The organism is Polaromonas sp. (assembly GCF_012927485.1).
GTDB lineage: Bacteria > Pseudomonadota > Gammaproteobacteria > Burkholderiales > Burkholderiaceae_C > Polaromonas.
The window spans coordinates 46429-64363 of sequence record NZ_JABBPC010000005.1 but is presented as its reverse complement, the minus strand read 5'-3'; the positions used below and the strand labels follow the sequence as shown (position 1 = coordinate 64363).

Below are 17935 nucleotides of genomic sequence, written 5' to 3'. Positions count from 1 at the left end.
CTGGCTCAGTCGTAAGGCACCGTGAAAATCAGGTCTACCGCGCTTTGCTGACCCGCCTGTGCGCGGACCGTGAAGCGTTGCGACAGATCATAAAAAATATACAGCGTGCCCAATGCCCCCGAAATGCTGCGCTCATAGGCGGCGTAAAAATTACGCGAAAAACGCTTGCCGAGCGTGACGGCCCCTTCGGTGGTGCCGCCATTGGAGTTGCTGGAAGCGCCGCGAAACGACAATTCATCGAGTCCGAGCGACGCCGCCAAGCCCCCCGAGAGCCCTCCGCTCTTGCTCCCCAGCAGCGCCAGTGCCGCTTGCTGCAACAGTGCGGCTTCCGCGCCGCCGGCTGCGGCGGGTCGGCCAACGACCAGCCATGACAGTTTTTCTGCATCGGGTAATTCGGGTTCGGCATAAAGGCGAACGCGCGGAAGCAAGGCGGTGCCGGTGATTTGCACGCCGACGCGCTGTGTGAGGTTGGGGCGGATGGCCAGAATGTCCAGCGCCGGGTTATCGAGAGGCCCGGTGAACCGCAGCACGCCTTGCTCAACATCCAGGCGCTGCCCGTAAGCGCGGTATTGGCCCCCCGCCGTAGTGATTGTTCCGGTCAACCTGGGGTTGCGGAGGGACTCGCCATTAAGTGCCAGGATGCCGCGAACCCGCGTGTCCAGGCCCTTTCCCTGAATCCGGAAGTCAGGCCCCAAGTCGAGTTGAACCGCCAGGTTGACAGGGCGGTTTTCGTTACCCGGAGCCGGTGCGCTGGCTTCCGCTGGTGCCTTCTGACCCACGCCAGCGCCGCTCTTGGTGCGCACTACAACATCGTCGCCTAACTTTGGCGTGCCTTCGTCGGGCAGGATGATGCGGGCCTGATCGACGACCAGCTTGCCAATGAGTGAGGTCTGATCGCCATTCAGACTGGCTTGCATCTCGCCCGACAGGGTGATTTTTCGGTCTGTGCGGAGGCTGGCGCGGAGGCGATCAAGTTTGGCGTTGAGCTTCACTTGCGGGCGACCTCCGATCCAACCGGCTTCGCCTTGCGCCGTCAGCAAGCCGCCAGTGCCTTGTTGGCCAGCACCCTGCAAGGAGAACTCGTTGATTTGCATACGTTGACCGTCCAGCCGGGCGCGCAGGCGGCCGTTGCCAAATTCGATGCCATCCACTACCGAGCGCAACGCCATGTCGTTGGCCTGCAGGTCGCCGCTCAGTTGCGGGGATCCACGCGTGCCGCTAATTGTGACATCTGCGCCGAGCGAGCCACGCAGCCGCCAGCCCGGTGGCGCCAGTACGGACCAGACGCCAATGCGCGGCAGTTGCGCGCGGAGCTGGCCATTCAACGGTGCATCAGCCGGCCATATCCAGCCGCCCACGCCGGCGCCTGTGGGTGCGCGCATCAGACGAGTCGATAGCCGCGCGTCCGCTGTGCCTGCGCGTTCGCTGTCCCAGCGCAGAGCCAGCGTCAGGGCGTCGCCCTGGTTGACCAGCGAGACGCTCGCCTGCCTGACACCTGCCACCACGCGCGTAGAAGTACCCTGCACGGTGTTGGTCTGAAGTGTGATGTCGCCACTGCTGCGCGTCAGACTTGCCTTCAGCGCCAAGGTGTCGCCGAATCTGGCATCCCATGCGCCTTCAAAGATCAGGTTGCCCGCCAGACCGGCACCGGCCATCTGCGGACCACCGACTAACTCTATCCACGCCATCGGCAAGCCTGTAAATGTTCCGGAAGTGATGAGTTCACCGGGCCGCCAGCGTAGGGGTTGCCAGGTCAGCGTGGCTTGGGAAGGTGGGTTACTTGGGGCGTTCGAAAGGGGAGCGTTGGTTGAGGCTGAAGGCGGTGCGCTCAACAGGGCTTCTCCGCCACCGCTTTCAAAAGAACCCCCTGCGCGTGTGGGCATCCACTTGAGCGGCACCGGCGCGCGCGTAGTCAGACGCCATGCCCCGGTTCCCAAAGCGGGGTCTTCAAGGGTCAGACTAAGCTGCCGGAGAAGGCCTTGCCAAGTCGATTCACCCGGTGCCGCGCTCGCTGCGGTGGCGCGCTGAATGTGCCCGCCTTCGGCTGCCAGTAGCAGGGTGTAGCTACGCTGAGCCACTTCCAAGCGGCCTTGTGTGCTGAGCTGTGCCTTGCTTAGACGCCCCGAGAGGGTGGCTTTCAGGGCGCGTATTTTTAGCACCCCGGCGGTGGCGGTTGTGGGCGTATTTGCACCTTTGGTCGCCGTGAGTCCCGCGGTTTGCCAATCGAGTGACGGCAGCTCCAAACGCGCCTGCAGGTCTGGATCGAGCCATCCGCCTTGCCAGCTGGCCTGAAGTTCGGCGCTCCCGCTGGCTACCGCGCTTTGAATCGCAGCGGGCATTCCGGGCATTTTCTGCAGCCAGCGCAATGCCTGCGTTGCGTCTTGGCCGCGCAGGTTGAGTTCGCCGTGACCGCTGGTTCGCCGCAACTCCCCTTGCAGCTTCGCGTCCAGCCCGGGGGCCGTCAGCGTGAGCTTGCCTTTGCCGCCCCGGGCAGCGGGCTGGACCTCTAGCTGTCCACTCACTTCGGCGTCATCGGTTCGTATCCGCAGCGCTGACAAAACCAGAGTGCCTCCCGACGCTTGCGGGCTCCAGCTTCCGGTGGCACTGGCGTTGCGCAAGCGCAGCTGGCCTCCAGGGCGGTTCTGGGTGAGAGTCGTTTTGGAGTCTGACGGTCTTTTGGTGGCGCTGCCCGTCGCCTGCAGGTTGGCTTTAAAACGAGTTGCCCCGTCCGTGCCGTCCATAGTCGCCTGGCCGTCGAGCGGCAGCGGCGCGAGCTGTGTAAGTAGCAAGGCCGGGTTGACATGCTGCAACGTGGCCTGAAGTTTCCAGGCTTGCGACGGCTTGGCTGTGGCGGGTGTCGGCGGCTTGATGGGCGGGGCGCCAGTCCATTCGCCGCTGGCCAGCAACTCGCCGCCGCCCAACCGTGCCTTGAGCGCGCGGAGCATGCTGACGCCTTCTCGCCACTCTCCCTGGGCTTCCAGGCGCTCCAGGGGCAGCCGCTGCCGGTCCCAGGGCCCTGCCAGCTGATTGACCACCTGCAACTGCAGTGCCCAGGCAGGGCTGGTACTTGCTTCGGTTCGGCCGAGTGGGCGTACTTCGGCGCTACCGGTAAGTTGGGTTTGCGGCGCGCCGGGCCACAAGGCGGCGATGTCCAGATCACGAAAGTGCGCGTCGGCCTGAGGCAGCGGCTGCGTGGCCCAGGGTTGGACGCGGGCAGTCGCGCTGGCCTGCGGTGGTGCGCGGCCGGCTGCGGGTTTTGCATTCATTTGGAGATCGGCACTCACCAGCAACTCTGTGAGCGGACCGCTTGCCGTGGCCTTCAATGCGAGCGGCAAGGGCGGTTTGCCAGTCGTTAGCGCTGCGGTCAGGGTGCCCGACAAATTTGCATCCAGCATGAGCGGGCTGCCCGAGGACAAGACCGCCCGCCCGCTGTAATGACCGCTGGCGACTTGTGCGCTGAGGAGATCGAGCTGATGGGCGAGTCCGTTGAATTGATAGCGTCCTGAAATGTCCGACGCTGCAAAGGCGGTAGGCCCGGTCAGGAGCAACTGTCCTACGGAAAACGTATCGACGGCAACCGGGAGCGGCAAGCGCAGTGAGGTCGGTGGGTTGGCGGGCAGCGCTTTGGTCGTGCGCTGGTCGTCGACCTCCAAACTGGCAGCGGTCAACCGGTCGAGCTTGAGCGTGCCGTGAAGCAAAGACCAAGGCTGCCAGGCCAGATTGACATCGCGAGCGTCTACTTTCAAGCTGTCCTGCTGCCACATCAGTCTGTCAATGTGCCCGGCTGACCGAAGTGAACCAGTGACGCGCTCGGCCGTCAGTGGCAGTGAGGGTCCTATCCATCGAATGGCGGTTGCCAGCGATCCCTCTGTGCCGGCCCACCACCACAGCGCGCCTAGCGCCAGCAAAGCCAAGGTGACCACCCTGCCCACGGCCAGCCCAGCGGCTTCCAGCCATCGCCACTTTGGCTTGACAGGCTCGGCCGCAGGCTCAATTTCGAAGCTGTTGTACGCCGCCATTAGAAAACAAATCCTACGCTCACATGCAGGCGCACGTGTCTGACCTTGACCCCGTACGCCAGGTCAATCTGCAACGGACCAATTGGACTTTTCCAGCGAACACCCGTCCCTACGCCGACCGAAGGCCGCATATTCTGCGGCTTGTCGGCCACCGCGCCGGCGTCGAGGAACAAGGTGTTTTCCCATTCGCTCGGCCGGCCGTCGCGCAGTATGGGCCGCTGCCATTCAACGCTGCCGACAGCCAGGTAACGGCCCGGTCCCGTGACGCCATTGGGAAGTTGGATGCCGATGTCGCGGTAGCCGTAGCCGCGTACCGTGCTGTCGCCGCCGGTACGAAACAGCTGGGTACCTGGGATACGCGCCGTATCTTTTGCCAGCACGGCACCCGCTTCTGCGCGCAGGGCAATCCGCCCCTGTTCCAGCGTTTTGATGCCCAGCCAGCGGCCGACCGTGCGCGTGAAAGGCTGGCGATCCTCTCCCAGCGTGGTACCCGCGCCGAGTTCGAATGCGAGTCCGTATCCTTTGGCAGGGAATGGCAGGCTGTCGAAATAGCGTCCGGTCCAGACGTAGTTGGCGGTAAGCGCCGATCCGTCACCCGTTTGCGCGGCGGAATTACCCAGGAGTCCCGCCCCCTGTACCTGCGCGCGGTCATATTCAAGGTACATATTGCGGTCGATCCGGTCGCTCGCCTGTGTTCGGCCAAAGCGTAGTCGTTGGGCTCGGGTGATCAGTTCGTTGTCATCGAGACGTTCCGTGCGGCCTAACGCGACCCAGCGCCAGCTCGCTTCGTCCGGGATGGAAGTCCACTCGGTTTGGGCGAATGGCGATTTTTTTTCAAGCTGTAACTTGGTCACTGCCGCCCAGCCGATACCCGGCACGCGGTGGTGCGTGTGTTCGACCGATACACGCGGTCCGCTGTCGGTGGTTGCACCGACACCGAAAATGATTTTTTGCAGTTTGGCTTCCCGCACCTGCACCTGCACCGGCGCGGCCAGCGGATCGCTTTCGGGGTCGATAAAAATGTAGGCTGAATCAAAGTAGCCACTGGATGCGAGCCGCTGCTGGGCCTCCACCAGCTGGTTCTGGTCGTACACCGCACCCGAATTCAGCCGGGCCAGTCGCGGTACCAGCACCGGGTCGTAGCGCTCCACGCCGGTGACTTTCAGGCTTCCCAAGCGGTAGAGCGGTCCCGAATCCAGTTGCACCGTCAAAGCGGCGGTTTGAGCGGGCGCGTCAACGTCCGCCACGCTCGCGGCCAGCTTGCCGGCGGGATAGCGGCGCGCGACGAGTTCCCGCAGAGCCTGTGTTTTGGCGCCATCCCACGCCTCTTGAGTGAAGCGCTGGCCGCTGGGAAGGCGCCAGTCGCGTCGGATTTGCATGCGCTGGGCTACCGCATCGGAATCTGGTGATTCCGCGAGGTCACCCGCAAAATTGATGGCAACGGGGCCTATCAATGTGGCATCACCCGGATCCACGGCGACGACGATAGTCGGGCGCTGAAGCGTTCCATTTCCAGTCTTGGCGTCTTCCCGCGTGATGAAAATGCTGGGGCTGAAGTACCCCAGCGTGCCCACAAGGTTGCGGACATTGCGCTCGGCAAGCACGATCAGGCGCGCCAGTTCAGCGTCGTCAAGATCGGTCACGGCGCGATAGCGTTGCAATTCGATGTGCTTTTCCAGCAATTCACGCACCCCCGGTGGGGCGCGGACGACGATGTCGAAGGCCGTCACTTCGGGCTCGGCCCCGGTGGGTCCTACAGCGCCTTGCGGCGTGGGAGGAATCTCCACTTTTTGGGGCGGTGGTGTGGGCGCTGTCGCTGTTTGCTTAACGTCGGTAGTAGGGGTGGCAGTCCGTGCAGGCGTGCTGCTTTGCGCTCTGGCCGCAGGCACAGAGAAAATCGCGAGGAGGGCGAGAGCAAGAACATGACGACCGGCGGTCAGTCCTGCCTTCGTGGCCGTCCGCGCACGGTGTGTACTGGGCTGGGGCACAGTTTCCAGTTTACTTGAACACTACTTGGAAAGCAGCCGCATTGCCTCTTCAAGCCCCCGGATGGTCAGCGGATACATTCGCTGGTTAGTCAGTTGCTGGATGACGCTAATGCTCTGGCGATATTGCCAGACGCCCTGCGGCTCGGGGTTGATCCAGGCGAACTTTGGGAAAGCATTGGTGAGCCGTTGCATCCATTCGGCGCCAGCTTCTTCGTTGTTGTACTCCACGCTGCCGCCGGGTTGCAATATTTCGTAAGGGCTCATGGTGGCATCGCCCACAAAGATCAATTTGTAATCCTTGTTGTACTTGCGGATGATGTCCCAGGTGGAAAACTTCTCGCTGAAGCGGCGGCGATTATTCTTCCACATGAAGTCATAGACACAGTTGTGGAAATAATAAAACTCGAGGTGCTTAAACTCCGCCTTAACGGCTGAGAACATTTCCTCTACGCGGTGGATGTGGTCGTCCATCGTGCCGCCCACGTCCATTAGCAGCAACACCTTCACGTTGTTGTGGCGCTCGGGCACCATCTTGATGTCAAGCCAGCCGGCATTCGCCGCAGTGGATCGGATGGTGTCGTCCAGGTCGAGCTCTTCCTCATTGCCCTGGCGCGCAAACTTGCGCAGCCGCCGCAGCGCCACTTTGATGTTGCGCGTGCCCAGTTCCTGCGTATCGTCGTAATCTTTATAGGCGCGCTGGTCCCAGACCTTGACGGCACTTCTGTTGCGGCTTTTTTCCTGCCCGATGCGGATGCCCTGCGGATTGAAGCCGTTGGCGCCAAAAGGCGATGTGCCGCCGGTCCCGATCCATTTGCTACCGCCTTCGTGGCGTTCTTTCTGCTCTTCAAAGCGTTTTTTCAATGTTTCCATGAGTTCGTCCCAACCCATTTTCTCGATCTTGGCCTTGTCCTCTGCGCTCAACTCCAGCTCAAGGTTTTTTCGCAGCCATTCGAGGGGAATATCCTGAGTGAAATCGGTGCGCATTTCCACACCCTTGAAGTAGGCCGCAAAGGCGCGGTCGAACTTGTCATAGTGCTTTTCATCTTTCACGAGCACGGTGCGGCTCAAGTAGTAGAAGTCTTCCAGCTTGTAGGCGCCTTCATGGTCTTCGATTTTTGCGCCAGGCAGGCTCAGCTTGTCGCTGTTGGGGCCGACCACGCCAGCCTCAAGCGCCTCAAGCAGCATCAGGTATTCCTTGACCGAAACAGGCAGTTTTGCAGAGCGCAATGTGTAGAAAAAATCAATCAGCATGTCACAGACTCTTCATGAAAAGTAACTAGGATTCATTGTAGTTTTATCAAAAAATGGATTCATCGCGTTTTATACCGCAGTGACAATTAATTTGAAAATATCACTGGCCAAGTCCCCACTGGGACGTCATCTGCTGCTCAACGGACTCGTAGGCCTCACGGACGCAGAGCGTCAACTTTTGACAGGGGTGAATGGCAGCCGCACGCGCCAGGAGCTATTTGCAATCACCGGGGTAGATTCAGAAGCCCTTGTCGATCGGATGATTACTCATGGCTTGCTGTTCGAATTTCCGACTTTGCCGCCACTATTGTGGCCTGATCCGTCATCGGTTCAATGGGCCGCCACCCAGGATGTTGTTGCGCAAGATTCGTCCAGACCTGAGCTTGCAGCGCGACTGGAAGCGCCTGCCAATACCCCGACGGTACCTATCGCGCTGACCTCTAAAGTGTCCAAGGCGCGGGGCAAACGCTCCGTGGTGGCGACCAAGATGTACACCGTCAACATGTTGAATTTGGTGCGCAGCCCGGACAGTGCTGAGCACCTGAGTGCCGTTCAAGGCAGCGTTGACGAGGACGAGATGATGCTGCATGTGTTATCCGCCATGCAGTATTTCATAAGCAAGGCCACACCCAGCTACGCGGCTAAAGTGATGTCCCACTTGCAGGAAGTGGTTCCCGTGGAGTATCTGGAGCAGCTTGATCAACTGATTTTTCAGACTTTGATGGCTGATACCAAGCTCGACAGCCCTGCCATGGCTGCGACGAATCGGACGATTGAAAATTTAGACTGGAAACTTGGTTGACTGCGATTGCCACATTTTTTTTCAAGTTGCGCGAGACAAACGCAGCGGGCGATTGCAGGATCGGGGCGGCGTGCGATGAAGCGGTTGTCGTTATGGTTGGTTTTTATGTTCACTTTTTAAATCTGAGCCGCATGGGGTGCGGCAAGCAAATGCTCCAGATGTGCTTTCACCTCTTTCCATTCGCCTGCCGCCAGGCTGTACATCACGGTGTCGCGTATGGTGCCGTCACGACGCAGCGCGTGACCGCGAATGACGCCGTCCTTCTTGGCCCCCAGCCGTTCAATGGCTCGCTGTGAGTTGAAGTTAAGGTGATCGGTACGCCAGCCGACCGTGTTACAACGCAACGTTTCAAACGCATGAGTAAGCAACAATAGTTTGCAGGTTGTGTTGACGTGCGTGCGCTGGCAGCGCGCGGCATACCAGGTCCAGCCAATCTCAAGGCGCCTGACCGCCGGCAATATATCGTGGTAACCGCTGCTGCCAAGAATCGTGCCGGTGGCCTGATCCCGAACCGCGAATGCGAAACGGGTGCCGTCTTCGCGGGCCGCAAGTGCCGCTTCAATGTAAGCCCGCGTGTGTTGGGGCTCAGGCACCGAGGTCACACGAAGCTTCCAGAGTTCCCCGTCAGCCGCAGCGGCGCGCAGACCGGATTCATGCTCAAGCGCCAATGGTAAGAGTTCCACTCCCCGGGCAAAAAGAATGACTGGCTCTACAAAATTCATTAGTTTTCCTCGCTTTGTTGGGCTCGGCCCGCCGGTGCAGCGTGCGCACGGCGGCGCCCGGAAAGCCAACCGCATCCGACGGCCCCTTCTCCACAATGACTGTTGATTTGTTCGCCAGGCTACCCTTGCGGTATCAGCGGTTGTTGCGCTGCATGAAGACCAGCTTTTCAAATAGCGTGACGTCCTGCTCGTTTTTTAACAAGGCGCCGACCAGCGGCGGAACGGCCACTTTCTCGTCCCGGCTTTGCAGTGCTTCCAACGGAATGTCTTCGGCCAACAGCAGTTTGAGCCAGTCGAGCAATTCTGACGTGCTGGGTTTCTTTTTGAGGCCGGGCAGGTTGCGCACGTCATAAAAGGTTTTCATGGCCGCAGCCAGTAGTTCCTTTTTAAGGTTGGGAAAATGCACACCAACGATCTGCTTCATGGTGTCGGTATCGGGGAACTTGATGTAGTGGAAAAAACAGCGGCGAAGAAAAGCGTCGGGCAATTCCTTTTCATTGTTGGACGTGATGAACACCAGGGGCCGATGTTTGGCTTTGATCAGTTCGCGCGTCTCGTACACATAGAATTCCATGCGGTCAATCTCGCGCAGCAAGTCATTTGGAAACTCGATGTCTGCTTTGTCGATCTCATCGATGAGCAAGGCCACCGGCTCGTCCGCCATAAACGCCTGCCAGAGCACGCCTTTGACGATGTAGTTATGAATGTCTTTAACTTTCTCGTCCCCGAGTTGTGAATCGCGCAGGCGCGACACGGCGTCGTATTCGTACAGACCTTGCTGTGCCTTGGTGGTCGATTTGATATGCCATTGAAGCAGCGGAAGGCTCAGCGCTTGCGCCACTTCTTCCGCCAGCATGGTTTTTCCGGTGCCCGGTTCGCCCTTGACGAGGAGTGGCCTTTTCAGGGTGGCAGCAGCATTGACTGCCAGCATCAGGTCGGGAGTGGCAACGTAGTTTTTTGAGCCTTGGAATTTCATGTGCTTGGAAATTTGAGAGATAAAAAAGGGTTAAAAAACTTTGAAGTCAAAGGGGATTAAGCGGATTTCTTACAATCCGTATCGACGCTTGTAGCCCCAGATATAATCCGCCGCTATTCCATATGATGAACTTCTACTGATTGTGCGCGAAAAATGAATAAGCTGTTCACCACGATATTTGCTGTAACTGTCTCCTGCGCAACGGCCTTAAGCTTCGCCCAGGAGATCAGGGGCGATGCCAAAGCCGGCGGCACCAAAAATGCCATGTGCATTGGCTGCCACGGTATCAAGGGCTACCAGTCTTCTTTTCCCGAGGTCTACAAGGTTCCCATGATTTCGGGCCAGGGCGCGAAGTACATCGTAACCGCGCTCAATGAGTACAAAAAAGGCGATCGCAAGTACCCGACCATGCGCAGTATTGCTGCGTCGTTGACGGACCAGGATATGGCTGATCTTGCGGCTTATTACAGTGCAAGTGGCGTGGTTGCTGGGGCGGAGCTTCCGGCCCATCCAACCCAGGAGGCCAGCGCTGAAGTGCAGAGCTTGCTTGGCAAGGCCAATTGCGCGTCTTGCCACGGTGCCAATTTCAGCAAGCCGATCGATCCTGCTTACCCCAAGCTTGCGGGGCAACATGCGGATTACCTGTTTGTAGCGCTCAAGGCGTACAAGACCGAGAACAACCCATTGGTCGGTCGCGGCAACGTCATCATGGCGAGTATGGCCAAGCAATACACCAACGCTGAACTCAAGGTGCTGGCTACCTATCTGTCATCGGTCGACAGCGAACTGAAGGTGGTTCCCCAGAGTAAATTTCGTTGAAGTCGCGATAAACCCCAAATCAAAAAGCCGCTGATACAGCGGCTTTTTTAGTGGGCATGACCCGGTCAGGGAAGTCTCTGCGGATTCAGTCACGTGTGGCATTGCGCTGCACGCAGTCTATATAGGCTGCGCCATCCGGCGGTCGGCCTGCGCGCTGGCTTTCCCAGACCATCTGACCCAGACACGCCATGGTTTCATGGTGCGCGTGATGGAGTGAGTCCCGTTTGGCCGTTAAGAGTTCCACGGCTTGGCGAATGCCGCGAGGTTGGTCAATAGAGCACTGCTCGCTGATCGACAGATGCATGGAAAGGTGCAGGAATGGATTGGTTTTTCCGGCCTCCACGTCGTAGATCTTTTCAAGTGCTGCGTCTGCATCAGAAAAATCCGCATGGTATTCAGGATGCTCTTCCATCCACTGACTTGCTATGGCTTCTATAGCCTCCAAAGGTTGTCCAGAGCGGGTTTTGGAATAAACCGTGCAAAAGAATCGGCGGACGTCGGCTTGGGAGGGCGTGAACATGACGACAGCGTATCACGCGGTGCCCGCCCGCTGCTGCATTGCGCCGGCCTCCACGCTTGATCAATTCCACGGCCCGGCCATGTCCTATAGACAGTTGCGGAAAGCGCTTCTATATTACGGGTCAGGGTGGCACAGTTCCGGTGCATGGCCACTCGACTACCCCCAAGCCCGGCGAGGAGATTTCATTGAACGCAGCACGAATCGCTGGAATTATTCTGATCGTTGTCGGCCTTGCCGGTTTTTTTACCGGCGGGTTCAGCTTCACCAAGGATACGACGGCCGCCAAAATAGGCTCCTTTGAGTTGACGGTAAAAGAAAAAGAATCCGTGAACATTCCGCAGTGGCTGAGCTTGGGTGCTGTGGCCTTGGGGGCGATTGTGCTGGTGATGGGTTTTCGTAAATCCTGACCAGCTTTCAACTTCAATAAGGGCGGTTAGAACGATTTCTCGGTAGCGACTGTCGCAAGTTTCAGGTGCCTTGCGAATGCAACATGCGGGAAATCGTCTGCGCTGCTTCCAGCAGCTTTATCAACATCGTGTCTTGCATCGCTTTTGCGCTGGTCCGGTTGGCCTGGCCACTGATATTCAACGCTGCCACGATCTGGCCCGAGCGGTTGGTGATAGGTGCCGCCATCGATACCAGGCCCTCTTCTAATTCCTGATTCACCATCGACCAACCTTGTTTGTGCACCTGTGCAATCTTGGCCGCGAGGTCCGCCACATCGGTCACCGTATGTTTGGTGTGTGCCTTTCGATCTGACGCAGCCAGGAATTGCATCAGTTCCGCCTCGGGTAAGGCGGACAACAACATCCGACCCATTGACGTGCAGTAGGCCGGCAATCTGGAACCCACCCCCAGGCTGATGCTCATGATTTTGTGGGTCGGCACGCGCAGCACGTACACGATGTCGGTGCCGTCCAAGACGGCGGCCGAGCAGGACTCCTTGACCTGCTCGACCAACAATTCCATCGCGGGCTCGGCGAGGTTCCAGATCGGCATCGACGAAAGATAGGCAAAGCCAAGATCCAATATTCGTGCGGTCAGGGTAAATTCTTTGCCTTCGCAGCGAACGTAACCGAGCGCCTGCAGGGTGAGGAGGATGCGCCGCGCACCTGCGCGGCTGAGCCGGCTGCGCCCGGCCACTTCGGTCAATGTTTGCCGCGGGGCGCTGGCGTTGAAAGAGCGAATGACTTCCAGTCCGCGAGCAAACGACTGCACATAACCGTCGCTGGGCTTGAGGTCTGCAACGAGGGTGGAAGCGGCGTTTGCCATGCGGTTAAAAATCTCCTAGAATTCATTATACGAACTATTGTTCTAATTACGAACAAAATTAACGGCAAACGCAAGTAAAAAGTTGGAGACGATTCAATGATCAATAAGATCGCCCGCTCCATCGAAGATGCGCTGGGGGATGTGAAAGATGGGTCCACCATCCTGATAGGAGGATTTGGAACCGCCGGCATTCCAGATGAACTGATCGAAGGCCTGAACGCACAAGGCGCCAAAGACCTGACCGTGGTCAACAACAACGCCGGCAATGGCGAGGTCGGCTTGGCGGCGTTATTGAAGGCTGGACGGGTCCGGAAAATTATTTGCAGCTTTCCGCGCCAGGCGGACAGCCAGGTGTTTGACGCGCTGTACCGCAGCGGAAAGCTGGAGTTGGAACTGGTGCCGCAGGGTAATCTTGCCGAGCGCATTCGCGCTGCGGGTGCGGGTATCGGTGCTTTTTTCTCGCCGACGGGCCACGGCACCGAGCTTGCCAGGAATGCCGATGGTTCGGCCAGGGAAACCCGCGAAATCAACGGCAAACATTACGTCCTGGAAATGCCCATTTACGGCGATGTGGCCCTTATCAAAGCGGAGCAGGGCGACCGCTGGGGCAACCTTATATACCGCAAGGCGGCGCGTAACTTTGGTCCCGTGATGGCCACCGCAGCCAAAAAAACCGTGGCGTCGGTGCATGAAATTGTGGAACTTGGAGCACTTAATCCGGAGCACATCGTGACCCCCGGCATTTTTGTCAGCCACATCGTGAAGATAGACCGCGTGGCGACCTCGGCCGGTGGTTTCAAAAAGGCGGTTTAAGTATGGCTTATCAAAAACGCACCAGAGAACAACTCGCGGCCCGTGTGGCGCAGGATATCTACGAAGGCGCCATCGTCAACCTCGGCATCGGCATGCCCACTCTGGTCGCCAACCATATTCCGGCCAGCCGCGAAGTTATTTTGCACAGTGAAAATGGGATTCTAGGCATGGGACCGGCACCTGCCGAAGGGGAAGAGGACTACGACCTCATCAACGCCGGCAAGCAGCCGGTGACGCTGCTCAAGGGCGGTTCATTTTTTCACCATGCTGACAGCTTTGCCATGATGCGCGGTGGCCACCTCGATATATGCGTGCTCGGTGCCTTTCAGGTCTCGGCCACCGGCGACCTCGCCAACTGGCACACTGGCGAGGCGGGCGCGATCCCCGCTGTGGGTGGGGCGATGGACCTGGCAATTGGTGCGAAGCAGACTTGGGTCATGATGGATTTACTGACCAAAAGAGGCGACAGCAAGGTCGTGACCAACTGTACCTATCCGCTCACCGGCACGGCTTGCGTCAAGCGCATTTACGCGGAACTCGCGACGCTGGCCTGCTCGCCGCAGGGCCTGCGCCTCATCGATAAAGTAGACGGACTTGAACACGCGGAGCTGGAAAAACTGATCGGTCTGCCTATCGCTTTACCTATCGCTTTACCTATCGCTTTGCCCACCCTGATGGTCTGATACACGCTAAATTTAACGTTACCTTTCAAATTCCGAGACACTCTAATGAACCAAGCTTTTATCTGCGACGCCATCCGTACTCCCTTTGGCCGCTACGGCGGCGCTTTGAGCAGTGTGCGCACCGACGACCTCGGCGCCATTCCCATCAAGGCCTTGATGGCGCGTAACCCAAACGTTGACTGGCAGGCCGTGACCGACGTGATTTACGGCTGCGCCAACCAGGCCGGGGAAGACAACCGGAACGTGGCGCGCATGGCCAGCCTGCTCGCGGGCTTGCCGATTGAGGTGCCGGGCGCTACCCTCAACCGCTTGTGCGGCTCTGGGCTGGATGCGATCGGCACGGCGGCACGCGCCATCAAGTCGGGTGAGGCGACGCTGATGATCGCGGGCGGCGTGGAAAGCATGAGTCGTGCGCCGTTCGTCATGCCCAAAGCCGAGAGCGCGTTTAGCCGGGCCAATGCGGTGTACGACACCACCATCGGCTGGCGCTTCGTCAATAAGCTGATGAAGGCTGCGTACGGTGTAGATGCCATGCCGGAAACCGCAGAGAACGTTGCCACCGACTACAACATTAGCCGTTTAGACCAGGACAAGATGGCCTTGGGCAGCCAGCTTAAAGCGGTCGCTGCGCAAAAAGCGGGCTACTTCGATGCTGAAATCACGCCCGTTCACCTGATTCAGAAAAAAGGCGATCCGCTCGTGGTCAGCAAAGACGAACATCCGCGCGAGACTTCCATGGAATCGCTGGCCAAGCTCAAAGGCGTGGTGCGCCCCGACGGCACCGTCACAGCAGGCAATGCCAGCGGTGTGAACGATGGCGCTTGTGCGTTGCTGCTGGCCGATGAGGCTACAGCCGCCAAAAACGGCCTTACGCCGCGCGCACGCGTGGTCGGCATGGCCACCGCCGGCGTCGCGCCGCGCATCATGGGCATTGGCCCGGCGCCGGCCACGCAAAAGGTGCTGGCATTAACGGGCTTGAGCCTCGATCAGATGGACGTGATCGAACTCAATGAAGCGTTTGCCGCGCAAGGGCTGGCCGTGCTGCGTTTGCTGGGTCTAAAAGATGACGACGCGCGGGTCAATGCCTGGGGTGGTGCCATCGCGTTGGGTCATCCGCTTGGCGCTTCGGGCGCGCGCCTGGCCACCACCGCCATCAACCGCCTGCACACCACCGGCGGCCGCTACGCGCTGGCGACCATGTGCATCGGCGTGGGGCAGGGCATTGCAATAATTTTTGAGCGGATTTAACGGCAACGGCCCGGTGTTTGGGCTGTGCTCCTTCCGGTGGGTCCACGTGGTTCAATTGCTATAGTTTTAAGAGCTGCTTGGCGCTGCTCATAGTGCGCTGCCGACACTCCCTATTCCTCAAATGACTTTCTCCCTGATCACTGATCCGATTTTCTACGCCGTCGCCATTCCTGCGGTGTTAATGCTGGGCATCAGCAAAAGTGGTTTTGGCGCCGGCTTTGGTTCGCTTGCGGTGCCGGTGATGGCGCTATCGGTCACTGTGCCGCAGGCCGCAGCGATTTTGATGCCGCTGTTGTTGCTGATGGACCTGCTCGGAGTCGCGGTCTTCAGAAAAAACTTTGACTTGAAATTCCTGAAATTTCTGGTGCCTTTTGGCTTGGTGGGTACCGTTGTAGGTGCGCTGTTGTTCAAGGTTCTTGATGCCAATGTGGTGGCCAGTGTCGTCGGTGGTTTCACGCTGTTATTTCTGGCGCAGCGTCTGCTGTTCCCGCCCAAGCCAGACAGTCCGCCGCCGCCGAAATGGTTGGGTGCACTATTGACGGTGACGTCGGGTTTCACCAGTTTTGTAGCGCACGCGGGAGGCCCCCCCCTCAGCGCTTACGTTATTCCGCTGCGCCTCAGTCCGATCAAGTTCACCTCCACCATGGCGTTCTTTTTCTTTGTCATCAATCTTTCGAAGTGGATTCCTTACGCCTGGCTGGGTTTGCTCGACCTGCGTAACCTGACGACCTCACTGGTGCTTTTGCCGCTGGCGCCGGTGGGCGTGTGGATGGGGGTTCGCTTGGCCGGGCACATCAGCCAACTCTGGTTCTACCGCATCCTTTATTTCGGGATGTTGCTCACCGGCCTCAAACTGCTATGGGACGGTTTTCGATAAATGCACTTGGAAAAAATAGTAGGCTGCGATCCTTAAAAAAGGCTACGTCCCTTTCGCATTAATGTTCGTTAACCTCCATCGTTAGGCCGTTGTTGCGATAGCTGCTCGCGCTCTTGCGCCATCTGCGCTTCCAGTTGCATCCGCCCCTGTCGGGCCACCGCGATAACCTTGGCGCGGTTTTTCCGATGGGGGTACATCCGTTCGAACAGGTCAAGGTTATGGCGGCGAAACCGCTCAGCCGCTTCAAGGGCGTCAGCGGGTGGTTGACCCAGCAGTTCCAGCACGGTGCGGGCGCTGCGCAGGCTGGATTCAAACAACTCGCGCTCTACCCGCATCACGCCGCGGTCACGCAGCGCGTTCCAATGCGATACGTCGCGGGCCCGGGCGACGATCTCCAGCTGCGGAAAGTGCTCTTTGACGAGGTCTACAATTTTTAAAGACTGCGCCACCTCGTCCACAGAAACCACCAGAATTCTGGCGCTCGCGGCGCCGGCCGTGCGCAGCAGGTCCAACCGCGTAGCGTCCCCGTAAAAGACGCGGTAACCGAAGGCCCGTACGGTTTCAATCATCTCGGCGTCGTGGTCCAGCACGGTGACGGAAATGCCTTGCGCCAGCAGCATGCGTCCCACGATCTGGCCATAGCGGCCAAAGCCGGCAATGATGATGGGGGCTTCCTGCGGCACGGAGATTTCTTTCATCTGCGGCGTCTTGTCCTTGGCATAGCGCGGCAGCAGCAACTTGTCGACAGCCACCAGTAGCAGCGGGCTGATCAGCATGGACAGCGCCACAGCCCCGATCAGCAACGACGAGGTTTCCGCAGAAAACACTTGGGCGCCTGACGCCGACTGGAACACCACAAAAGCGAATTCGCCGCCTTGTGCCAGCAGCAATGTGAATACGGGGCGCTCCTGGTAGGGGAGCTTCATCAGATAAGACAGTGCGTAAATCACTAGCAGTTTTATGCCAAAAAATCCAAGCAGGATGGCAGCGATCAGACCTGGAGACTTCCACAGCATGCCGAAGTCAATACTCATCCCTACCGCAATAAAAAAGAGGCCCAGCAGCAGCCCCTTGAACGGTTCAATGTCAGTTTCCAACTCGCGACGATATTCGCTTTCGGCCAGCAGCACACCCGCCAGAAAAGCACCCAGCGCCATACTCAGGCCCACCAGTTGCATCAGCCCGGCAATGCCCACTACCAACAGCAGCGAAGCAGCCGTGAAAATTTCGGGTGTGCCGCTATTCGCAATCCAGCGCAGTAGCGGGCGCAGCAGCAATCGACCTCCTAAAATAATGCCGCCGATAACTGCTATTATTTTAATAGCTTCAAGTGCCCGGCTGGTATGCGCAACCGTCTCATTTTCCCCAGCCATAGCCCCTAGCAGCGGTAGCAGGGCCAAGATGGGAATGGCGGCAACATCCTGGAACAGCAGAATGGAAAACCCCGCCTGTCCGCTGGACGTGGGCAGCAGGTTGCGTTCGCCGAGCGCCTGAAGGGCAATCGCCGTGGAGGACAGCGCCAGACCCAAGCCGGCCACCAACGCCGTTTGCCAACTCACGCCAAACACCATCGCGCTGACGGTGAGCAGACCGGCGCAGCCCACCACCTGGGCGCTGCCCCATCCGAAAATGGGCCGGCGCAGATTCCACAGGCGCTTCGGCTCCAGTTCCAGTCCGATCAGGAACAGCATCAGGACGACGCCGAATTCGGCGAAGTGAAGAATATCCTGCACCTTGGTGACCAATCCCAGACCCCAAGGCCCAATTCCGATGCCGGCGGCAAGGTAACCGATGACGGAGCCCAGGCCCAGTTTTTTGGCCAGAGGCACCGCAATGACGGCCGCCGCGAGGTAGATAAAGCTATTGATGAGCCAGGCGGGCGCGTGCGTCATTGGGAAGTCCCCACGCTTGCTGCCGCCCCGGTGGTTGTGCCATGCAAGGGAAT

The 17935-nt window shown here is 59.0% G+C and carries 15 protein-coding genes; 7 read left to right on the top strand and 8 right to left on the bottom strand.

Going from position 1 to position 17935, the window contains the following annotated elements; translation table 11 throughout:
* Positions 1-5 precede the first annotated feature (5 nt).
* The 3 genes from HHJ16_RS01570 to HHJ16_RS01560 form a co-directional block, all read right to left on the bottom strand.
* Positions 6-4019 (bottom strand): translocation/assembly module TamB domain-containing protein, encoded by a 4014-nt coding sequence (locus HHJ16_RS01570; protein WP_293640109.1) that lies wholly within the window; start codon positions 4017-4019, stop codon positions 6-8.
* On the bottom strand, positions 4019-5806 hold the full coding sequence (locus HHJ16_RS01565; RefSeq protein ID WP_293640108.1) for a BamA/TamA family outer membrane protein: 1788 nt from the start codon (positions 5804-5806) through the stop codon (positions 4019-4021). The genes HHJ16_RS01570 and HHJ16_RS01565 overlap by 1 nt, the downstream gene beginning before the upstream one ends.
* Before the next feature lie 222 nt (positions 5807-6028).
* Positions 6029-7258 (bottom strand): VWA domain-containing protein, encoded by a 1230-nt coding sequence (locus HHJ16_RS01560; RefSeq protein ID WP_293640107.1) that lies wholly within the window; start codon positions 7256-7258, stop codon positions 6029-6031.
* Positions 7259-7349: 91 nt separating this feature from the next.
* Between HHJ16_RS01560 and HHJ16_RS01555 the strand changes: the two genes are divergently transcribed.
* The gene (locus tag HHJ16_RS01555; protein ID WP_293640106.1) at positions 7350-8060 is read left to right on the top strand and encodes a hypothetical protein; all 711 of its coding nucleotides are present in this window, start codon (positions 7350-7352) and stop codon (positions 8058-8060) included.
* 116 nt (positions 8061-8176) lie between these two features.
* Here HHJ16_RS01555 and HHJ16_RS01550 read toward each other — a convergent pair whose 3' ends face one another.
* Both HHJ16_RS01550 and HHJ16_RS01545 read right to left on the bottom strand, forming a co-directional pair.
* The gene (locus tag HHJ16_RS01550; RefSeq protein ID WP_293640104.1) at positions 8177-8782 is read right to left on the bottom strand and encodes a GNAT family N-acetyltransferase; all 606 of its coding nucleotides are present in this window, start codon (positions 8780-8782) and stop codon (positions 8177-8179) included.
* A gap of 133 nt (positions 8783-8915) precedes the next feature.
* Positions 8916-9758, bottom strand: coding sequence for a MoxR family ATPase (locus HHJ16_RS01545; protein WP_293640102.1), 843 nt, complete (start codon positions 9756-9758; stop codon positions 8916-8918).
* Between the two features lie 153 nt (positions 9759-9911).
* Between HHJ16_RS01545 and HHJ16_RS01540 the strand changes: the two genes are divergently transcribed.
* Positions 9912-10577 carry a c-type cytochrome gene (locus HHJ16_RS01540; RefSeq protein ID WP_293640101.1) on the top strand — a complete coding sequence of 222 codons (666 nt, stop codon included), beginning with the start codon at positions 9912-9914 and terminating at the stop codon, positions 10575-10577.
* Between the two features lie 85 nt (positions 10578-10662).
* On the opposite strand, the gene HHJ16_RS01535 is transcribed toward HHJ16_RS01540, so the two are convergent.
* Positions 10663-11097 carry a DUF1841 family protein gene (locus HHJ16_RS01535; protein ID WP_293640100.1) on the bottom strand — a complete coding sequence of 145 codons (435 nt, stop codon included), beginning with the start codon at positions 11095-11097 and terminating at the stop codon, positions 10663-10665.
* A 185-nt stretch (positions 11098-11282) separates the two neighbouring features.
* Between HHJ16_RS01535 and HHJ16_RS01530 the strand changes: the two genes are divergently transcribed.
* Positions 11283-11504, top strand: coding sequence for a hypothetical protein (locus HHJ16_RS01530; RefSeq protein WP_293640099.1), 222 nt, complete (start codon positions 11283-11285; stop codon positions 11502-11504).
* 61 nt (positions 11505-11565) lie between these two features.
* Here HHJ16_RS01530 and HHJ16_RS01525 read toward each other — a convergent pair whose 3' ends face one another.
* Positions 11566-12369, bottom strand: a complete 804-nt coding sequence (locus tag HHJ16_RS01525) for an IclR family transcriptional regulator C-terminal domain-containing protein (RefSeq protein WP_293640098.1) — start codon at positions 12367-12369, stop codon at positions 11566-11568.
* A gap of 96 nt (positions 12370-12465) precedes the next feature.
* Here HHJ16_RS01525 and HHJ16_RS01520 point away from each other — a divergent pair, with 96 nt between their 5' ends.
* The 4 genes from HHJ16_RS01520 to HHJ16_RS01505 all read left to right on the top strand — a co-directional run bounded on the left by HHJ16_RS01520 (position 12466) and on the right by HHJ16_RS01505 (position 15990).
* Complete coding sequence (locus tag HHJ16_RS01520; protein WP_293640097.1) at positions 12466-13182, top strand: 3-oxoacid CoA-transferase subunit A; 717 nt, start codon at positions 12466-12468, stop codon at positions 13180-13182.
* Positions 13183-13184: 2 nt separating this feature from the next.
* Complete coding sequence (locus HHJ16_RS01515; protein WP_293640095.1) at positions 13185-13865, top strand: 3-oxoacid CoA-transferase subunit B; 681 nt, start codon at positions 13185-13187, stop codon at positions 13863-13865.
* A 45-nt stretch (positions 13866-13910) separates the two neighbouring features.
* Positions 13911-15113, top strand: coding sequence for a 3-oxoadipyl-CoA thiolase (gene pcaF / locus HHJ16_RS01510; protein WP_293640093.1), 1203 nt, complete (start codon positions 13911-13913; stop codon positions 15111-15113).
* 121 nt (positions 15114-15234) lie between these two features.
* Complete coding sequence (locus HHJ16_RS01505) at positions 15235-15990, top strand: sulfite exporter TauE/SafE family protein (RefSeq protein ID WP_293640091.1); 756 nt, start codon at positions 15235-15237, stop codon at positions 15988-15990.
* Between the two features lie 68 nt (positions 15991-16058).
* Here HHJ16_RS01505 and kefC read toward each other — a convergent pair whose 3' ends face one another.
* Positions 16059-17882, bottom strand: coding sequence for a glutathione-regulated potassium-efflux system protein KefC (gene kefC, locus HHJ16_RS01500; protein ID WP_293640089.1), 1824 nt, complete (start codon positions 17880-17882; stop codon positions 16059-16061).
* Positions 17883-17935: the final 53 nt, after the last annotated feature.

Coding starts and splice junctions, on each gene's coding strand:
- HHJ16_RS01570 (WP_293640109.1), bottom strand. CDS start 4,019: ATGGCGGCGTACAACAGCTTCGAAATTGAGCCTGCGGCCGAGCCTGTC.
- HHJ16_RS01560 (WP_293640107.1), bottom strand. CDS start 7,258: ATGCTGATTGATTTTTTCTACACATTGCGCTCTGCAAAACTGCCTGTT.
- HHJ16_RS01550 (WP_293640104.1), bottom strand. CDS start 8,782: ATGAATTTTGTAGAGCCAGTCATTCTTTTTGCCCGGGGAGTGGAACTC.
- HHJ16_RS01545 (WP_293640102.1), bottom strand. CDS start 9,758: ATGAAATTCCAAGGCTCAAAAAACTACGTTGCCACTCCCGACCTGATG.
- HHJ16_RS01540 (WP_293640101.1), top strand. CDS start 9,912: ATGAATAAGCTGTTCACCACGATATTTGCTGTAACTGTCTCCTGCGCA.
- HHJ16_RS01535 (WP_293640100.1), bottom strand. CDS start 11,097: ATGTTCACGCCCTCCCAAGCCGACGTCCGCCGATTCTTTTGCACGGTT.
- HHJ16_RS01525 (WP_293640098.1), bottom strand. CDS start 12,369: ATGGCAAACGCCGCTTCCACCCTCGTTGCAGACCTCAAGCCCAGCGAC.
- HHJ16_RS01520 (WP_293640097.1), top strand. CDS start 12,466: ATGATCAATAAGATCGCCCGCTCCATCGAAGATGCGCTGGGGGATGTG.
- HHJ16_RS01515 (WP_293640095.1), top strand. CDS start 13,185: ATGGCTTATCAAAAACGCACCAGAGAACAACTCGCGGCCCGTGTGGCG.
- pcaF (WP_293640093.1), top strand. CDS start 13,911: ATGAACCAAGCTTTTATCTGCGACGCCATCCGTACTCCCTTTGGCCGC.
- HHJ16_RS01505 (WP_293640091.1), top strand. CDS start 15,235: ATGACTTTCTCCCTGATCACTGATCCGATTTTCTACGCCGTCGCCATT.
- kefC (WP_293640089.1), bottom strand. CDS start 17,882: ATGACGCACGCGCCCGCCTGGCTCATCAATAGCTTTATCTACCTCGCG.